The sequence below is a fragment of the Pseudomonas sp. MWU16-30322 genome (assembly GCF_020515535.1).
Classification (GTDB): domain Bacteria; phylum Pseudomonadota; class Gammaproteobacteria; order Pseudomonadales; family Pseudomonadaceae; genus Aquipseudomonas; species Aquipseudomonas fluorescens_H.
Window position 1 is genome coordinate 125,617 of record NZ_JAIWYL010000014.1, and the last position, 18,599, is coordinate 144,215.

General features: G+C 60.4%; 15 protein-coding genes and 1 pseudogene. 10 read left to right on the forward strand and 6 right to left on the reverse strand.

Annotated elements, in window-relative coordinates; all coding sequences use genetic code 11:
* Nucleotides 1-210 precede the first annotated feature (210 nt).
* Genes LCH64_RS25815 through tssA form a run of 5 tightly spaced genes read left to right on the forward strand, consistent with a single transcriptional unit; the run spans nt 211 to nt 7,727 of the window.
* Nucleotides 211-657, forward strand: a complete 447-nt coding sequence (locus tag LCH64_RS25815; RefSeq protein WP_003224076.1) for a hypothetical protein — start codon at nt 211-213, stop codon at nt 655-657.
* A 46-nt stretch (nt 658-703) separates the two neighbouring features.
* Nucleotides 704-2,035, forward strand: a complete 1,332-nt coding sequence (gene tssK, locus LCH64_RS25820) for a type VI secretion system baseplate subunit TssK (protein ID WP_226501694.1) — start codon at nt 704-706, stop codon at nt 2,033-2,035.
* Between the two features lie 18 nt (nt 2,036-2,053).
* Complete coding sequence (locus LCH64_RS25825) at nt 2,054-2,830, forward strand: DotU/TssL family secretion system protein (protein ID WP_103521738.1); 777 nt, start codon at nt 2,054-2,056, stop codon at nt 2,828-2,830.
* Nucleotides 2,827-6,648: a type VI secretion protein IcmF/TssM N-terminal domain-containing protein gene (locus tag LCH64_RS25830; RefSeq protein ID WP_226501695.1), complete on the forward strand. Its 3,822-nt coding sequence runs from the start codon at nt 2,827-2,829 to the stop codon at nt 6,646-6,648. Before LCH64_RS25825 ends, LCH64_RS25830 begins: the two co-directional genes overlap by 4 nt.
* Nucleotides 6,645-7,727: a type VI secretion system protein TssA gene (tssA, locus tag LCH64_RS25835; RefSeq protein ID WP_226501696.1), complete on the forward strand. Its 1,083-nt coding sequence runs from the start codon at nt 6,645-6,647 to the stop codon at nt 7,725-7,727. The genes LCH64_RS25830 and tssA overlap by 4 nt, the downstream gene beginning before the upstream one ends.
* Here tssA and LCH64_RS25840 read toward each other — a convergent pair.
* From LCH64_RS25840 to LCH64_RS25860, 5 genes and pseudogenes are all read right to left on the reverse strand, one after another.
* A complete protein-coding gene (locus LCH64_RS25840) occupies nt 7,724-8,692 on the reverse strand; it encodes a 2-hydroxyacid dehydrogenase (protein WP_103484407.1) in 969 nt (322 codons plus the stop codon). The genes tssA and LCH64_RS25840 overlap by 4 nt on opposite strands.
* 171 nt (nt 8,693-8,863) lie before the next feature.
* Nucleotides 8,864-9,292, reverse strand: coding sequence for a hypothetical protein (locus LCH64_RS25845; RefSeq protein ID WP_226501697.1), 429 nt, complete (start codon nt 9,290-9,292; stop codon nt 8,864-8,866).
* Between the two features lie 14 nt (nt 9,293-9,306).
* Nucleotides 9,307-9,542 (reverse strand): annotated as a pseudogene (locus LCH64_RS25850) (DUF4822 domain-containing protein); the annotation flags it as partial.
* 357 nt (nt 9,543-9,899) lie between these two features.
* Nucleotides 9,900-10,424, reverse strand: coding sequence for a cysteine hydrolase family protein (locus LCH64_RS25855; RefSeq protein ID WP_226501698.1), 525 nt, complete (start codon nt 10,422-10,424; stop codon nt 9,900-9,902).
* A gap of 220 nt (nt 10,425-10,644) precedes the next feature.
* Nucleotides 10,645-11,028 carry a tautomerase family protein gene (locus LCH64_RS25860; protein WP_103521733.1) on the reverse strand — a complete coding sequence of 128 codons (384 nt, stop codon included), beginning with the start codon at nt 11,026-11,028 and terminating at the stop codon, nt 10,645-10,647.
* Nucleotides 11,029-11,260: 232 nt separating this feature from the next.
* Between LCH64_RS25860 and LCH64_RS25865 the strand changes: the two genes are divergently transcribed.
* The 4 genes from LCH64_RS25865 (at nt 11,261) to LCH64_RS25880 (ending at nt 14,937) form a co-directional block, all read left to right on the forward strand.
* Nucleotides 11,261-11,455 carry a hypothetical protein gene (locus LCH64_RS25865; protein ID WP_003224085.1) on the forward strand — a complete coding sequence of 65 codons (195 nt, stop codon included), beginning with the start codon at nt 11,261-11,263 and terminating at the stop codon, nt 11,453-11,455.
* A gap of 49 nt (nt 11,456-11,504) precedes the next feature.
* A complete protein-coding gene (locus LCH64_RS25870; protein ID WP_186448472.1) occupies nt 11,505-11,675 on the forward strand; it encodes a hypothetical protein in 171 nt (56 codons plus the stop codon).
* 253 nt (nt 11,676-11,928) lie between these two features.
* Nucleotides 11,929-13,209 carry an HAAAP family serine/threonine permease gene (locus LCH64_RS25875; protein ID WP_103521732.1) on the forward strand — a complete coding sequence of 427 codons (1,281 nt, stop codon included), beginning with the start codon at nt 11,929-11,931 and terminating at the stop codon, nt 13,207-13,209.
* Nucleotides 13,210-13,290: 81 nt separating this feature from the next.
* A complete protein-coding gene (locus LCH64_RS25880; RefSeq protein ID WP_201137926.1) occupies nt 13,291-14,937 on the forward strand; it encodes a SulP family inorganic anion transporter in 1,647 nt (548 codons plus the stop codon).
* Between the two features lie 73 nt (nt 14,938-15,010).
* Here the strand turns inward: LCH64_RS25880 and acnB are convergent, their stop codons facing one another.
* Entirely contained in the window at nt 15,011-17,620 is a 2,610-nt protein-coding gene (acnB, locus tag LCH64_RS25885) for a bifunctional aconitate hydratase 2/2-methylisocitrate dehydratase (RefSeq protein ID WP_225138908.1), read from the reverse strand.
* A 467-nt stretch (nt 17,621-18,087) separates the two neighbouring features.
* Between acnB and LCH64_RS25890 the strand changes: the two genes are divergently transcribed.
* Nucleotides 18,088-18,558, forward strand: a complete 471-nt coding sequence (locus tag LCH64_RS25890; RefSeq protein ID WP_226501699.1) for a DUF1289 domain-containing protein — start codon at nt 18,088-18,090, stop codon at nt 18,556-18,558.
* Nucleotides 18,559-18,599 lie beyond the last annotated feature (41 nt).

Below are 18,599 nucleotides of genomic sequence, written 5' to 3' on the forward strand. Positions count from 1 at the left end.
CGAAGGCGGGCGCAATGCATCGGGGAGGCCCGTTCATCGCTTTCCCTTACTGGACCGTAGGTTAGAAAGGGTGGCAGATGACCTGTCGTTCCTTTGACAAACCTTCCTCATTCGGCTCTGGGAACCGAACTACCCAAGACGCTAGAACAGGTCTATAAAAATGCAAGCGAAAAGCTTTTTTGGACTGTCTCGGGAAAAGGAAAATTCATTTTGTGCAGACGATTTTTGAGTGTTGTTTTGTTTGCGCTGCTCGCCGGTTGTTCTTTTTTCGGGCCGAAAGTCGATCTGGACAGCCTGACCCTCGACGTCGCGCCCAAGGCCAATGACGACACGCCCATTGCCGTGGATTTCGTTGCAGTCAACGATCCGGATCTGCTCAAGCAGCTGTCGGGCATCAGTGCCAGCCAGTGGTTTGCCGGGCGCGACCAGTACCAACGCGACTATCGTCAGCTGATGAGCGTGTGGGGCCTGGAGCTGGTGCCGGGGCAATTCATCGACCGCCAGACCTTCCCGCTGGGGGGCAAGAAGGCGGCTGGACTTTTGGTCTTCGCCAGCTATAACACACCCGGAGCGCACCGCTTGCGGCTCGACGATCAGCGCGAAGCGTGGCTCAAGTTCGACAGCCGCGAGATGAGCCTGGTCAGCAAGGAAAACTGAAACACACCGCTCGCCGCCGGGTTGCGGCATGGTCGAAGGGAGTCGTATGAGTCTGCTACCTGACGCGGTCTGCTGGCATGAAGGCATGCAATTGCTGCCGCAGCATTTTCAGTTGCAGGGCCTGCGTGCCGAAGCCCTCGGTGCGCATATGGCGCAAGCGTGCAACCCGTGGTTCTGGGGCGTCAGTCGCATGGAGTTCGATCCCTCGGCGTTGAGCGCCGGGGTGGTTCGCGTGCTGGCGTTGCAAGGCACCATGCCTGACGGTCTGCCGGTGGATCTGCAAGCCGGTATCGGCCCGATTCTGGAACTCGATATTGGCCCGGCCATCAACGCCACCGACGATGCCACCGTCACCGTTTACCTGGCGATCAGTCCGTTGTGGCGCGCCGGGCAACTGCTGCCGCTGAAGGGACGCCTGCAATCGGTGGTCGGTGAAGCGCTGCCGGATCTGACCAGTGGCGAGTTCCCGGAATCGATCACCGTGTGGCGACCCAACCCACGCTTGTGCACGCAATTGAACAAGGCCGATTCGATCTGCCTGCCGCTGCTGAAAATCCGCAAGGAAGGCGGAGGTTTTCTGCCGCTGGCCTATACCCCGCCGACTCCGATCCTGTTGCCCGATTCGCCGCTGGGCCGGCGCGTCGCCGGATTGTGTGCACGGGCGCGGGAAAAGTGCATGTTCCTCGGCGGTCGATTGCGTCAGGCGCAACAGGCCGGCAATCAGGACGATGCGCTGGAGATTCGCCGGCAATTGACCGCGTTGTGGGCACGGCTGCCGGAAGTCGAAGGCACACTCAACAGTCGCATCGCCCATCCGCAGAGTTTGTATGTGCAGCTACTCGGACTGGCCGGCGCCTGGTCGGCACTCGATCCGCTGGCCGGGGTGCCGGCGTTCGCGCCGCTGGATTTTCTGGAGTTGCAGCGCGGTTACGACGCGGTTTTGCAATGGCTGGAAATCACCCTCGAACTGATCCGCGCCGGCTATCGCAGCCTGCCGTTCGAGCGCGGCGAGCAAAGCTTTTCAATTCAGTTGCCCGATGAGCAACCGAGCCAGCGGCTGGTCATTGGCCTGCGCATGCCCAACGGGGCCAGCGAGCAGGCGGCCAGTGAATGGCTGCGCAGTGCAATCATCGCCTCGGCGCCGCACGTTGCCTTGCTCAGCCGCCAGCGCATGAGCGGATTGAGCCACCAGGCCATGAGCCGCAGTGAACAAGTGGCCTACAGCGTCGGCGATGACACGCGGCTGTTTGTGGTCACAGCCGAAGGCGCGTGGTTCGACTCACAACTGCCGCTGATGATCGCCGCGCCAGCAGCGAAGTTGACCAGCAGTCCGTGGCAGGTGGTGCTGTTTGTTGCGCAGACGAGTGAAAGTGCCTGATCACACAAGGAACGCAGCATGTCGGAAGGGACTGCCGGGGCCGGAACGAGAAATCTGAGTTTGCAGGACGCGCCGCTCAGCAGCGCATTTCGGCAGACGTGGCAGCAATGGTCGCTGGACTGGAGCCAGTTGCCCAAGGACCGCGAGGACGAGGCGGCTCTGGTCGAAACCGTGGTCGAACTCTCGACTCAGGCCTCGCAACGATTGTGGCGCACGGCGTACTCACGGGTGGGGGATTCCGCCACTGAGCAAGTCAAGGCACTGGTCTATGCCTTTGTCGCGCTGGTTGATGAAACCCTGTTGTTCAGCCCGTGGCCGGGGCAATCGGCCTGGCAGAGCAAACCTCTGGAGTCGCGTCTGTATTCGACGCGCCAGGCCGGCGAGCAACTGCCGGCGGCGATTCAAACAGTGCTCGATGAACAACAACCGACCGCTCGCGATCTGGCCAACGTCTACCTGCAGTGCCTGATCCTCGGTTTTCATGGGCGACTGCGCGGCGAACACAGCCAGGCGCAGTTGGAGAAGTGGCGGTTGGCGTTGTTCAACTTCGCCTGGCAAGACGAGGCCGACTATGCCGATGTCAGTCAGCGCCTGGTACAACCCTCGCAGGTACCGCCGTTGCAGCTACCGGTACGCACGGCGTTGCCGGACGGCTTTCGCCTGGCGCTGGGGATTGTGGCGATGGTGCTGTTGCTGACCGGGATCGGCCAGTTTCTGTGGCGTGACATTCGTTCGGAACTGGAGCCGGTGCTGCAGATGAGCGATTCAGTGGCGGCCCCGGAGCAAGACTCATGAGCACTTTGACGATTGTCGCGTGGGTGGTCGCGCTGTTGTTGCTGCTGGTGATCATCGCGGTCGCGGTGTGGTGGCTGCGCACCCAGAGCGGCGCGGCGATCCGCAGTTTCTACGCGTCGGTGCGGCACATGGAGCAAGAGCAGGGCACCCATGATCGTTATCAAATGCCGTGGTTGTTGATGCTCGGGGACGAAATCCAGGGCACGCAACTGGTCAACGAATGGCACCTGCAACCCACCGACAAACCGGCGTGGTTCGGCCGCTGGTGGTCGGACCCCGAGGGCGCGGTGCTGGTGGTGCCGCAAGCATTGTTTTTGCCCGAGGACGGCATGCACCTGCAACGCGGCGGCTGGTGGCGTCTGCTCGGGCTGATTTTACGCCTGCGCAGCAAACGTCCGCTGGACGGGGTGATCTGGACGGTGCCGGTCAGTCGTCTGGACAACCTGGAGCAGGCCACCCAACTCGGTCTGGCGGCGCGTCGGCGCTTCATCGATCTGCTGCAACGGTTCGGTTTGAGTGTGCCGGTGTATGTGATCGTCACGGGTCTTGAAGAACTGCCCGGGTTTCAGGAACTGATCAGTGCACTGCCGGATGAGGCCCGTGATCGCACCCTGGGCTGGTCATCGCCCTACGCGCGCGATGCGGTCTGGCAGGGGCAATGGAGCGACCAGGCGCTGGACAGCTTGCACCGGGCTCTGGCCGAGGCGGTGATCGAAATCGGCACTTTGTCCGGGCACCTGAGCGCGGACCTGTACGCGTTGCCGGAACGTCTGGAAAGCCTGCGCCGTGGCCTGCAGAACGTATTGGAGCCGGTATTTCAAGGCAACGCGCAGGGTGAGGCGCCGTGTTTTCGCGGCGTGTATTTCAGCGCGAATCAGCCGTCCGATGATGCGCTCGACGGATTTTCTGCCGATGACAGCGGCTTGCAGCGCAGTGCGTTCGTGCGCCAGTTGTGGCGCCAGCGCCTGGTCGGCGAACGAGGGCTGGCCCAGGGTGTGCCGCGCCTGTTGCGCTTGCGTCAGCGCTGGCAACGGATCACTGCCGGCGTCGCGCTGGTGGTCGGAGTGCTGTGGGCGGTGGCGATGATCTGGGTCTGGCGCGACTCGGTTCGCGATGCCCACGAACTGGCGCGGCTGATGCAGGGCGCGCAGAAGAGCTATGTCGCCGTCACCGACGAAGCGCATCGCATCGAGCCGACCCGGCGCAATGTGCAGAGCTTCTGGCGCGTGCTGGAAAAAGCGCCGCACTGGCACTACGTGTCGTTGGTGTTTCCGACCTCGTGGTTCTCCTCTTTCGATAGCCGGATCGAACAGGAACTGTTCCGCTCGACCCAGCGCCATATGCTGGTGCCGCTGCACGATCTGCTGGTGGCGGAGCTGGCGAAAATCAAGGCGATTCGCAGCACTGATCGGCGCTCCAGCGTCGAAAGCGAAGACCCGGCGCAATGGCAGAACTACCAGAAGGCCACGGATCTGGTGGATCGCGCATTGCGTCTGGAGCAACAGAATCAGTTGTTCGGTGAAGTGCAGAACAACCAGCGAGTGCCACTCGATGACCTGGTGCAACTGAGCAACAGCGCGCTGTCACTGAATCTCAACGCCGCCACCTTGCCCCATGCCGCTTATTACAACCGACTGCTGGCGGCAGGGGATGGCGGTGATCTGCAGTCGCTGGACCTGAGCGTCGAGCGGCCGCTGATTGTCAGCAACTTCACCGGGCTGATGGAGCGCTGGCTCGATCAGTATTTCCTCGCCGACAACTTTGTCAGCAAGGCCGGTTACCTCAAGCTGCATCTGGAGCAACTGGAGGCGGGCAGCGGCAACAGCCTGAGCGAGCTGGAAGATCTGCGGGCACTGATTGATGATCTGCAAGCGGCGATCGCCCTGACCAACTCGACCTGGAGTCGCGGCAAGGGCCAGGAACTGGTACCGGGCTACCGCGACTTTCTCGACAAGGTACGCAAGAGCACATTGCTCGGGCCTGCCGTTGAACAACAACTCGATGCCCAGGCGAGCAAGTTGCAGCAGAGTTTTCGCGATCAGTGGATCGCCCAGGTCGGTTCTCGCGGCAATCTGCTGGTGCAGCAGGGCAGCGGGCAACTGGCGTTGCAGGATCAGGTGGTGAAACTCAACAACGCCGTGCAGGCGCTGTTCAGGCGCGACTTCGTTTCGATCGCGATGCGCGCCACGCAGGACAACGTCAATATGCAGGGTCAGACCGTCGACGGCGATGACCTTAATACCTCGTTGAGTTACTTCGCCAGCTACAAAAGCTATGTCGCCGAAGAGCTGCCGCGCATCCCGCCGGTGTATCGCGATGCCTTGCTGCAAGCGGCCGAAACTGCCGCCGCCCAGGCGATGTGGCTGAGCCTCAAGGATCACAACGACCAGACTCATCCGTACACGGTATTCAACGTTCAGGCCGAACAGGCGATCGCCCTGCAAAAAGCCTTTGTCGAGGTGCACCGCAGCGACCTCGCCGCGCGTCTGCAAGGCGCATTGAACCGGCGGGCGCTGGCGCAGATCGTCAGCGGTCTTGAAGAAATCACCGCGCAACCGTTGTTCGGTGGCCGTACCGAAATCAGTCAGTGGAACGGTTCGAAAAACCTCGGCCTGCAGCTGTACGGTGCCAATGATGTGCAGGATCTGAAACTGAGTCTCAAACAGCAGTTCAACACCATGCTCGGCATCACCGAACGTCGCGCGCCGGCCCTGCAGTGGCTGATGACCCAGCAGGGCAACCTGTCGGCGCTGGATTACGAGCGAGTGACCCAGTTCAGCGCGCTCAACGATGAATTGCTCAAGTACAAGGACGCCAACCCGGCGAGTTCCCCGGCGCAGATCGAGCAACTGGTCAGTCGTGATTTCATCGAGATGGACACCGGTTCCTGCCTGCAGGTTCTGCAAACGGCCAACCTGGCGGGTGGGCGTGGCACGCTGGCGATGCGTGCGGTGGAGTTGCAGCAGTCGGCGATGCAGCGTTGCCAGTTCCTGCAACAGCAAGAGGCGGCCACGGCCTGGAATGAACTGGCCAACTATTTCAATCAATACCTGGCCGACCGCTTCCCGTTTGCCAACGGGGTGCAGGCGCAGGACGCCGACCCGTCACGGGTCCAGCATTTTCTGGAAATCATCGACAAGCGCCTGCCGGTGGCGCAGGCCGGACTGGTCTTGAGCCAGACCCCGGAGCGCCTGGCCGCCGAAGACTTTCTCAACCGCCTGAAGCAGGCCAGCGTGTGGCTGACTCCGCTGTTCGTGCGCGACAAGAGCGGCATCCTCGGGGTGGAACTCGACGTGCGCTGGCGCACCGACCGCGAGGAAGAGAGAGGCGCCGATCAGGTGATTGCCTGGGGCTTGCTGGCGGGTAATCAGCAGATCAACTACCCCGGCGCCGAACAGCCGAACCTGCGCTGGATGGTCGGCCAACCGATCCGCCTGACCCTGCGCTGGGCACGCAACGGCAAGGAGCGCCCGGTCAACGATCCGCTGCAACCGAACCTGGTGGTGCGTGATATGGAGGCCGGTTGGGAGTACGGCGGGCCGTGGTCGCTGCTGCGCTTGATGCGTGCGCACTTCTCGGTGCAGCGTCAGCCGAATATGGATTACACCGATTTTCCGCTGGCGTTGCGCCTGCCGGTTACGGCGGCGACCGACAGCGTCACCAGCGAATTCACGCGGATGTTCGTGCGCCTGTCGCTGATGAGCCAGGGCTCGAAATTGCCGCTGTCGATCTCGCCATTGCCTACCCGCGCACCGCGTTCACCCTTTCAGATGACCAACACGACTGCTGCCCTCGAAGCCTCCAAGGAGAATCTGTGAGCCTGCCTTTGACAACCTTGCCAGAGCTGATCGACCAGTTGCTCGCGCCGATCAGCGCCGAGGCGCCGTGTGGTGTCGATCTGCGTTATGAACGCGAGTTCGACCAGTTGCGCGATCTGCGCCGCGAAGACGATGCGAGCCTGCCGACCGGTGTCTGGCAATCGACGCTCAAGCGCGCGAACTGGCCGGAAGTCGAGAAACTGACCACCTGCTTGCTGCTGGAGCGCAGCAAGGATTTGATGCTCAGCGCCTGGCTCGGCGAAGCGTGGCTGCACCTGCAAGCGCTGGACGGGTTGCCCGGCAGTCTGGCGCTGATCGCCGGATTGTGTGAACGTTTTCCCGAGCACCTGCACCCGCAGGCCGAGGACGGCGATCAGTCGTGGCGGGTGATTCCGCTGGAATGGCTGGTGCGCCGTTACTGTGAAATTTTGCTGACCCGGGTGCCGTTGTTCGGCGCGAACAACAGTGATTTCGAGGTTTACACCCTTGAAGTCTGGCGTCGCCTGAAAGTGCAGCAGGTTCAGGCCAATGACAGTAAAGGCGCAAAGACTTCGGCGGAAAATGCGCGCAACGAACAGAAACGGCTCAGTGAGCAAATCCGCGCGACGCCGCTGGCATTCTGGCTGCGCACGCAGGGCAGTCTGCTGTTGAGTCTGCAACACCTGCAACGTCTCGATGCGTGGAGCGATGCTTATCTGGGCGGTCAAGGGCCGGGCTTCGGGCCGTTGCAGCAAACCATTGAGGCGCTACTGACGCTGGTTCAGGAGTTCATCGCCATGCACCCACAACAACCGACGCCCGCGCCTGCACCACTCGAGACGCCTGTCGCCGTGGCGCAGGTTGTCGACGAGGCGCCGGTGGCACAGGTGTTACGCGAGCCGGCCAGTCGTGAAGAGGCTTACCGCCAATTGCTGCTGATCGCCGAATACCTGGCGCGCACCGAGCCTCACAGCCCGGTGCCGTACCTGATTCGACGCGGAGTCGAGTGGGGTAATAAACCATTGAGCGAATTGCTCGGCGAGCTGATCAGCGCCGACGCTGAATCGCGGCGTTTGTGGACGTTGCTTGGCGTGCTTTAGCGCACGCGTTGATGGCCTGTTTTCGGCGGTAACTGAATTGGCGTCAGCACGGGTTGCCCCGAGAAGAATGCCGTAAGGTTTTTCCCCACCAGTTCCACCGTGCCTTGCGTGGCCTCCGGCGACAGACCGGCGACATGCGGGGTCAGTATCACGTTGCCGAGCGTTTTCAATGCGTCCGGTACTTGTGGTTCGTGGTCGAATACATCCAGCGCGGCGCCGGCGATTCGCCGTTGTTCCAGTGCCGTGATCAGCTCGGCGGTGGCGATCACACTGGCGCGAGCAATATTGACAATGAATCCCGCAGGCCCGAGCGCGTCGAGCACCGGACGCGTCACCAGATGCTGAGTGCCAATCCCGCCCGGCGTGGCGACGATCAGAAAGTCCGAGGCCCGCGCCAGTTCGGTCGGCGTCGAGCAGAAGGTGTAGGGCACATCGCTGCGCACCTGGCGGTTGTGGTAGCTGATCTGCATGTCAAAACCGAGGTGCGCGCGCTTGGCGATCGCCATGCCCACCGCGCCGAGCCCGAGAATCCCCAGGCGTTTGCCGGCCAGCGACGGGCGCATGATCTTCGGCCATTCACCGCGACGCACGGCGGCGTCGCAGCGCGGAATGTCGCGCACCAGCGCCAGCAGCATCGCCATCGCGTGATCGGCCACTGACGAGGCGTTGACCCCGGCACCGTTAGTCACGGTGATGCCGCGATCACTGGCAGCCTGCAGGTCGACATGCTCGTATCCGGCGCCGATCACGGTGATGATTTTCAGCGCGGGCAGGGCCGCGATTTCGTCGGCGGTCAGGCCCAGCGGGCCACGGGTCAATACCGCATCGATGCGGCTACCGTGGCTGGCGATGGCTTGCGCACGTTCGGCAGGCGTGGGGGCGAGGATCAGGTGAAAGCCCTGATGCTCGAGAATCGGCAAATAGTCATTGATGGTTTCAACCAGTACCAGAACGGTTGCGGGCATTGCGCGGCTCCTGTGATCGTCGGCGGGGCAGGTTGCGAAATTCGGTTCAGAGTGCTGAATGCGGAGCGGCTTGGCAATCATGCTGATGCGCGTTGTGGTGTTCTGATTCTGGACGGCTTCGCGCAAGAAGCAAGGGCGGCAGCACACCGGCTATCCAGTGTGCTGACGGGATCATTGCGCTGTTTGGGCTTTGGTTTGTTCGGCCAGGGCAATCGGTTTGAAATCGTAGGTGGGATAGAACTCGGTTCGGTAACTGCCCCACGCGGTGTTTTCCAGTGCGAGGTTGACTTCGGCCAGGCGCGATGCCGGGAAGCGCACGGTGACCACTTGGCCGATGCCCATCATGATTTTCCAGCTCACCACTTCCACCCCGGCCGGGGGAAAGGTTTTATAGAACCCCTGTTGCGCGAGCTGGGCCTTGAGTTCGCTCAGCGGTCGCGACTGATCGTGTTTCAGGAACACGGTCAACATCATCGCGTTGTCTGCTGTAGCGACAGCATCCTTGACCGGCGGGGTGACAGCTTGCGCACTGACGCCTGCGCAATAGGCCGAGGAGATCAATAGCGTCGACATCAGCAATGCTTTCATTGTTTTTTGCATGGTGGACTCTTGGTTTATTGTTGGGTGGCGGACTTTGTCTGGACCGTTCCGGTATAAGGCGCATGAACAACGTAGATCCGTACAGGCGGATTCTCATTGCGCATGTCGCGTGACACTTCCCGGGAATAAAGAAATAACCACCACCGCCGTTGTTGTATTTTGATTCGCCCGTATCGGTGTGGAACAACTCATAACGATTGCGTTCGGGATCCCATGTCGAAATTCCCACTACGCCCGGGTAATTCGCTTTGCGTTCTTTGATTCCCTGAACTCAATGCCAGAAAAATATAGGCCCGTAGTTGTGAATTGTTCAATGGCTGAGTATTCGCTTGTAACAAAGAGTTGTTATTTTGCCTTGCGTAACGTTTTGTTCGATTTGTTTTTGCTGGTTTAGGTTGTAGGAGTTATCTGAAATCCCGAAATGAATTTAATTCGGGATGGGCGTTAGATGAAATCAATGCCCAGAACTATGGGCAGTCGTCGGTTATTGACTTCGGTGAACGCGGATCAACATTAAACATCCTTGTAGGAACACCGATGCAGTTACAAATACTGCATTGACGTAACCGCACTACAGTGCAGCGACGTCAATTCGCAGGGCGGCGGGTCAGAACGTCACGTCGGCACTGTTGATCAACCGGGCGAAGGCAGCGCCGAGGGTTGCGTTGTGGTGATTGATGATCGCCTGCGCGGCGAGCGCGGGGGTGTCCATGCACGTGTGAGCGTCGGCCACGAGCACGGGTTTGAAACCGAGGTCGGCAGCGGCGCGGCAGGTGCTGTCGATGCAGAACTGGCTTTTCATTCCGACGATATACAGGTCATTGATCTGCGCCGATTCCAGTCGGCGCGCCAGGTCCGTGCCGTGGAAAGCATTGGGGCGGGATTTGTTGAAGAGGGTATCGACTTCTGCATCCAGCTCCAGTGCCGGCAGCAATTGCCAGAATGGGCTGCCCGCAGCAATCGGCGAACCTTCCGGGCCGGTGTGGCGCACGGCGAAGATTGGCACGTGTTGTTGGCGAGCCAGAACAATCAGGTGTTGGATATTGGCGAGGAGGCGTTCGCCGTCATGGGGTTTTTCCGGGCCATGGAACAGACCGACCTGCATATCGATGATCAACAGTGCTGCGGACATGGTGTTTCTCCTTGAGTGGCTCACTGGTTTGCAACAGCAGCCGCACGGACGGGAGAAACAACAAGGCCCCGTCCATTGCTGGCGGGGCCTTGGGTTTGCTGCGCGGGTTTTACCTCATGCACAAACACCACGACCCGCCGGTGGCGGTCGTGGTGGTACGGGTGAGGTGCAGCGCGCAAACGTTCATGTGGCCGATGATGCGGGGGCCCGTGGCGGGCTGTCAACTGGCGTATTGGGCGATGCCGTTGCCGAACGACCAGTTCTCTTTTTTGACCTCAACCAGATTGATGAACACGTCCTCCAGACGAATGCCCAGATGGGTGTTCAGGTTCTGGGCGATGGCCTGGTACAGGGCTTTTTTCTGCTCCAGGGTCCGGCCTTCATTGAGGGTGATCTGGATGATCACCAACTGATCGGTGCGCTGGATGCCCAGATATTGCGGGTCGAAGATGAAATGCTCGCCGTCGTGTTCGTTGAGGATCTGGAAGTTATCGTACTCCGGGACGTTGATGGCGCTGCGCATGGCGGCATAGATCTGTTCGCCGATGCGTTTGGCGAAGGTGGGATCGGCGTGTTTTTTGATTTCGACGCGGACGAGGGGCATGGGCAGAGACTCCGTGGGGCAGGGGACTCCTCTCACGCTAGAGCATGTCGGCCAAATTGAAAGTGTGGAGTGATGAATTCGCCGCTGTTTTTGTATGAGGCTGCCTACAATTTTCGCGGATTTTGCCTACGAATTTGGCAGATGCATCTGCTATCGGAATGGTGATGAACGCGAAATCATGTGGGCACATAGCAGCCCGGGCTCAGGGACTGCCAGCAGCCAAGGAAGGCGAATGCTCAAGAACGATCTTGAAAATCTGGAACTCGACAGGCTGGAGAATGAGTCAAGAAAGCTTGTGGCCGAGAGGAAAAAGCTCTTGGCGGAGGAAAAAAAGCTTAATAGAGAGACAAATTTATATCCGCTTGCGGTAACAGCTGGGGTGGTGACAGCAATCACCGCAGTAGCAGGTGTTTTCTTCAAGTTTTGATTGTTCGTTCCACAACCGTCCGACCAATGAGCCAAAAAGGAAAATCCACATGAGTACCTATGACCGCAAAGCCAGAATGGAAGAGCTGGAACGTGAGCACGATGAGTGGGAAGAAAGAATGCGTATTAAAAACAAGGGCGATATGTACCCAATCTGGGGAATGTTGGCGTTCGGCCTGTTTTGCATGTCACTCGGATTTCTCCTGGCTCGATCGATCTGATCAAGTCCTGTCGTTCGAATTGGCGCTGAAACTAGCCGGAAAACGACATCTCGCGTATCCGTAGCCGACAGGATTTTTCCCGAAAACGACAACCCGCTGATCTGCTCCGTACAACCATTCCTCAGCTAAGTCTTTGCTTCTGCTCATTTATCGCGGAGAATCGCGCCCCTGTTTCGGCCGGAGCATGTCTGTCGGTTTTTTCCGACGCGTCCTGACCGAGTGGCAAGTGACCGGAATGCGGAGATCCGACCGGATGAATGATCAGGCCAATAGCGTCGACGAACGCTATGAAGCGGCAGCACCAGCTGAACTGTCGAGCTGGAATCGCCATGACACCACGTGGATGTTGGGACTGTTCGGGACGGCCATTGGCGCCGGTACCCTGTTTTTGCCGATCAACGCCGGTCTGGGGGGCTTCTGGCCGCTGGTGATCCTCGCGCTGCTGGCCTTCCCGATGACCTTCTTCGCCCACAGAGGCCTGACCCGCTTCGTACTTTCTGGTCGCGAAGGCGCGGACATCACCGACGTGGTCGAGCAGCATTTCGGCATCAAGGCCGGCGCGCTGATCACCTTGCTGTACTTCTTCGCCATTTTCCCGATCCTGCTGATCTACAGCGTCGGTCTGACCAACACGGTCGCCAGTTTCCTCGAACATCAACTGCACATCACGCCGCCACCGCGCGCGCTGCTGTCGTTCGTGCTGATCCTCGGCCTGCTGGCCGTGGTGCGTTGCGGCGAGCAGGTGATCGTCAAGGCGATGAGCCTGATGGTGTACCCGTTCATCGTTGCGTTGCTGTTCCTCGCGGTGTACCTGATTCCGCACTGGAATGGCGGCATTCTCACCACCGCTTCGCAAGTACCGGCGCCGTCGGCGCTGCTGCACACGCTGTGGCTGGCGATTCCGGTGATGGTGTTCTCGTTCAATCACTCGCCGATCATCTCGGCGTTTGCGGTGGACCAGAAGCGTCGTTACGGGGTCAACGCTGACCAGCGCAGCTCGCAGATCCTCTGCCGCGCCCACCTGCTGATGGTGGTGATGGTGCTGTTCTTCGTCTTCAGTTGCGTGCTGACCCTGTCGCCGGAACAACTGGCCGAAGCCAAGGCGCAGAACCTGTCGATCCTGTCGTACCTGGCCAACCACTTCAGCAATCCGACCATCGCTTTCGCGGCGCCGTTGATTGCGTTCGTGGCAATCTCCAAGTCGTTCCTCGGCCACTACATCGGTGCCAGCGAAGGCCTCAAGGGCCTGATCGTCAAGAGCGGCAAGCGTCCGGGCGCCAAGGCGCTGGATCGCATCGTGGCGGCGTTCATGCTAGTGGTGTGCTGGATCGTCGCGACCCTGAACCCGAGCATCCTCGGCATGATCGAGACCATCGGTGGCCCGGTGATCGCCGCGATTCTGTTCCTGATGCCGATGTACGCGATCCGTAAAGTCCCGGCAATGGCACGCTATCGCGGTCAGGCGTCGAACGTGTTTGTCACCGCCGTAGGTCTGGTGGCGATTTCGGCGTTGATTTATTCGCTGACGGCGTAAGCCAAAGCTCCAGATACTCAGCTACAGTGGCCGCTGTGCGTGATGCGCATAGCGGCTTTTTTTTCGTCTGGAGACAGTGGATTGTCGAGCGCGCCCCAACCTGTAGAACCACCCAATCGCTGGCAGGACATCCTCGCCGGTCTGTCGATTGCCGGTCTGTTGTTGCCCGAAGCAGTCGCTTATTCCACCATCGCCGCGCTGGCGCCCCAGGCCGGGGTGATCGCCTTGTTTGCCGGGTTACTCTGTTATGGGCTGTTTGGCACCAGCCGTTTTGCGATTGTTTCGGCCACTTCTTCCTCGGCGGCGGTGTTGGCGGCGGCGACTGCAACCCTGGCCAATGGCGACCCGCAGCTGCGTTCTACGCTGGCCATCGGGCTGGTACTGGTCAGCGGTGGGTTGTTCTTGCTGGCCGGAATATTCCGCTTGGGCACTGTCACGTCGTTTATCGCCAAGCCGGTGCTGCGTGGGTTTGCCTTCGGCTTGGCCCTGACCATCATCCTCAAGCAGGTCGCCAGCGTGGTCGGCGTGCATCTGACCGACGCCAATCTGGTGCGCTTCGCCCCGCAATTACTCGAACAACTGCCGCAATGGAACTGGCCGGCGGCGGCTGTCGCAGCGGTGGCGTTGCTGCTGTTGGGACTGTTTTCGCGCTTCCCGCGGGTCCCCGGTGGTTTGCTGGTGGTGGTGATCGGCATTGTCGCCGGGCAATGGCTGAACCTGCCGGCTCATGGCGTGAGCATGATCGGTTTAATCGACCTGAGCCTTGAAGTGCCGAGCCTGCCGGTGTTGCCGTTTGCCGACTGGCTGCGGCTGGGTGAGGTCGGGTTCGCGCTGGTAATGATTCTGTACGCCGAGTCTTACGGTTCGATCAGCTCTTACGCGCTTAAGCACGGTGACCGTGTGACCTCCAACCGTGATCTGCTGGCGCTGGGTGCCTCGAATCTGTTGTCGGGATTGTTCCATGGCATGCCGGCGGGGGCCGGGTATTCGGCGACGTCGGCGAACGAGGCTGCCGGGGCGACTTCTCGCTGGGCCGGTGGGGTCGCGGCGCTGGTGGTACTGGTGATCGTGCTGACGGTACTGCCGTGGATCGCTCTGACGCCGGAGCCGATTCTGGCGGCCATCGTGATTCATGCGCTGGCGCGGGGCTTGAGTCTGCAGCCGCTGGGGCGCTATTTCGTCTGGCGCCGGGATCGGGTGCTGGTGCTGTGCGCGGTGGGGGCGGTGCTGGTACTGGGCATTCTCGACGGGTTGCTGGTGTCGGTGGCCATCAGCGTGCTGCTGATGCTCAAACAGATGTCGGCGGCGGACATTCAGGTGCTCGGGCGGATCGACGGCGGGCATGATTTTGTCGATCTGCAACGTCATCCAACGGCGACAACCGAGCCGGGAGTGTTGATTGTGCGGCCCAGTGAGGCGTTGTTCTTTGCCAACGTCGAGCGGATTCTCGGTGCAGCGTTGCGCCTGATTCGCCATTCGGAGGCGCCGGTGCACACGGTGATCCTGAGTCTGGAGGAAACCCCGGACCTGGACGGCACCAGCATCGAGGCGATGCAGGAGTTTTTCCTGCGGGTGCATCAGGAAGGCAAGCGGTTGATTCTGGCGCGGCTCAAACATGAGGCACTGGCGGTGCTGGAGGCGTTGCCCGAAGTGCAAGCAAATGGCGTGACGCTTAGCGGGCTGAGCGTTGATGGCGCGGTCCGGCAAGCCCTCAAACTCAACACTTAACCCCCGGTATTCCAAGGTATAAAAAAACGCCGCGCATCTCACGATGGGCGGCGTTTTCTATTGCTTTGTAACGTTAGGCTTGAACGACCGGGATCTTGGCGTTCGCAGCTGCTTCACGGAACTCGGCGATCTGGTCGAAGGACAGGTAGCGGTAGACATCGGCCGCCATGCTGTCGATCTTGCCAGCGTATTCCATGTACTCCTCGACGGTCGGCAGGCGACCCAGGATCGAAGCCACGGACGCCAGCTCGGCCGAAGCCAGGTAGACGTTCGCGCCGTCGCCCAGACGGTTCGGGAAGTTACGGGTCGAAGTCGAGACCACGGTGCTGTTCGGCTCAACGCGTGCCTGGTTACCCATGCACAGCGAGCAGCCTGGCATTTCCATGCGCGCGCCGGCCTTGCCGTAGATGCCGTAGTAGCCTTCTTCGGTCAGTTGGTGAGCGTCCATCTTGGTCGGCGGCGACAGCCACAGACGGGTAGGCAGCTGACCCTTGACCTGATCCAGCAGTTTACCGGCAGCGCGGAAGTGACCGATGTTGGTCATGCACGAACCGATGAACACTTCGTCGATCTTCTCGCCAGCAACGCTGGACAGCAGACGGGCGTCGTCCGGATCGTTCGGTGCGCACAGTACCGGCTCGTTGATGTCGGCCAGATCGATTTCGATGACTTCGGCGTATTCGGCGTCGGCATCGGCTTCCATCAGCTCAGGGTTGGCGATCCAGGCTTCCATCGCTTGCGCGCGACGTTCCAGGGTACGTGCATCGCCGTAGCCTTCGCCGATCATCCAGCGCAGCAGGGTGATGTTGGACTGCAGGTACTCGGTGATCGACTCTTTCGACAGCTTGATGGTGCAACCGGCAGCCGAACGTTCGGCCGAGGCGTCGGACAGTTCGAACGCCTGTTCCAGGGTCAGACCTTCCAGGCCTTCGATTTCCAGGATGCGGCCGGAGAAGGCGTTTTTCTTGCCCTTCTTCTCGACGGTCAGCAGACCGTTCTGGATGGCGAAGTAAGGAATGGCATGAACCAGGTCACGCAGGGTGATGCCAGGTTTCATTTTGCCTTTGAAGCGCACCAGGATCGATTCCGGCATGTCCAGCGGCATGACGCCGGTGGCAGCGGCGAACGCGACCAGACCGGAACCGGCCGGGAACGAGATGCCCATCGGGAAACGGGTGTGTGAGTCACCACCGGTACCCACGGTGTCCGGCAGCAGCATGCGGTTCAGCCACGAGTGGATGATGCCGTCGCCCGGACGCAGGGAAACGCCGCCGCGGGTCATGATGAAGTCAGGCAGGGTGTGGTGGGTGGTCACGTCGATCGGCTTCGGATACGCCGCGGTGTGGCAGAAGGACTGCATCACCAGGTCAGCGGAGAAGCCCAGGCACGCCAGGTCTTTCAGTTCGTCACGGGTCATTGGACCGGTGGTGTCCTGAGAGCCCACGGTGGTCATCTTCGGTTCGCAGTAGGTGCCAGGACGAACGCCTTGGCCTTCTGCCAGACCGCAAGCCTTGCCGACCATTTTCTGCGCCAGGGTGAAGCCCTTGGTGCTTTCAGCCGGTGCTTCAGGCTTCTTGAACAGATCGAATGCTGGCAGACCCAGTTCGGCGCGAGCCTTTTCGGTCAGGCCACGGCCGATGATCAGCGGAATACGACCGCCGGCACGGACTTCGTCCAGCAGCACAGGGGTCTTCATTTCGAAGGTGGTGATGACTTCGTCGGTACCGTGCTTGCAGACTTTGCCTGCGTGCGGGTACAGGTCGATCACGTCGCCCATGTTCATGTTCGACACGTCGAACTCGATTGGCAGTGCGCCGGCATCTTCCATGGTGTTGTAGAAGATCGGAGCGATTTTGCTGCCGAAGCAGAAACCGCCAGCGCGCTTGTTCGGCACGTAAGGGATGTCGTCGCCGAAGAACCACAGGACCGAGTTGGTCGCCGATTTACGCGAGGAACCGGTACCGACCACGTCACCGACGTAGGCGATCGGGAAGCCTTGGCCGCGCATCTCTTCGATCTGCTTCATCGGGCCGGTCTTGCCTTGCTCGTCCGGAACGATGCCGTCACGAGCCATTTTCAGCATGGCCAGGGCGTGCAGCGGGATGTCAGGACGCGACCAGGCGTCTGGCGCAGGGGACAGGTCGTCGGTGTTGGTTTCGCCGGTGACCTTGAACACGCGCAGGCTGATCTTGTCGGCCAGTACCGGGCGCTTCTTGAACCACTCGCCGTCAGCCCAGGATTGCAGCACGGCTTTGGCGTGAACGTTGCCGTTCTTGGCTTTTTCAGCCACGTCGTGGAAGGCATCGAACATCAGCAGGGTGTGCTTGAGTTCTTCGGCAGCCACTGGCGCCAGTTCGGCGTTGTCCAGCAGTTCAACCAGGGTCACGATGTTGTAGCCGCCCTGCATGGTGCCGAGCAGTTCTACAGCGCGCTTCTTGTCCAGCAGAGGGGAGGTGACTTCGCCTTTGGCCAGGGCCGACAGGAAACCGGCTTTGACGTAAGCGGCTTCGTCCACGCCTGGTGGTACGCGATTGGTGATCAGGTCAACGAGGAAAGCTTCTTCGCCAGCCGGAGGATTCTTCAGCAGCTCGACCAGGCCTGCAGTTTGTTCGGCGTTAAGCGGCTGGGGAACGATACCCAGGGCTGCACGCTCTTCGATATGTTTGCGGTAGGCTTCAAGCACAGTTATTACCCTCATCAGTGGTCCCAAATGGGTGTCCGGGACGCTCGTCGCGAAATGCTCGTACTCATGCGCTGCGCGGCGTTGTGGGCCGCTTAGCCAGAATTACCGACCATTCCTTACAGAAGCTGCTTTCAAAGTTTTACGCCTGCAGAACGGGGAGCTGATGAGGGTTGGCGTTGGGCTTTTCCCCGCTGGAAAAACCCTTCGCCAACACCGCTCTGAAGGAACGACTGTGCTCGTGACGCTTTGAAAACAGCTTCTAACGGACATTGGCGCCTTAAAAGGCTGGCTGATTCTACGGCAAAAAAAATTTAAAGGTAAGTCGCGCTCTATTGGACTTTGGTGGCGTTGTGCGCGGGCGAGGCAAACCGCGAGCCAGCGCTTGCCCCTGACGTTTGAGGGGTGATCAATGCCCGACAAAGGGCTAACATGCCGGCCTGTTCCGCGTTTCAGTGTTTTGCCAATTTATGCCCAATCAGACCATCAAGACCCCCTGCGTCGGCCTCTGCTCCACTGTTTACGGAGATCTGGTGTGCCGTGGCTGCAAGCGTTTCCACCACGAAGTGATCCACTGGAATGGTTACGGCGAGGAAGAAAAGCGTGCGGTGTGGTTGCGGCTGGAGCAATTGCTGTCACAAGTGATGGCGAGCAAGGTCGAGATCTTCGATCCGGCGCGCCTGCGCCAACAGCTGGAACAGCGCAAGATCCGCTTCGTGCCGCATCAGTCGGAATATTGCTGGGCCTATCAGCTGATTGCACGCGGGGCGCGGGTGATCATTAATCTGGAAGCCTACGGGATGGTGTTGCTGCCGGAGTTCCGCGACTGGAACCTGCCGGAGTTGCGCGATGCCATTGATCGGGAATTCTTCCTGCTGTCGGAAGCGCATTATCAGCGCTACATCGCTCCCGGTTTCCTCAGGGACGCCTTCGGCGCCTGAAGATCAAAGCTTCGCGAGCAAGCCCGCTCCCACAGGGATTT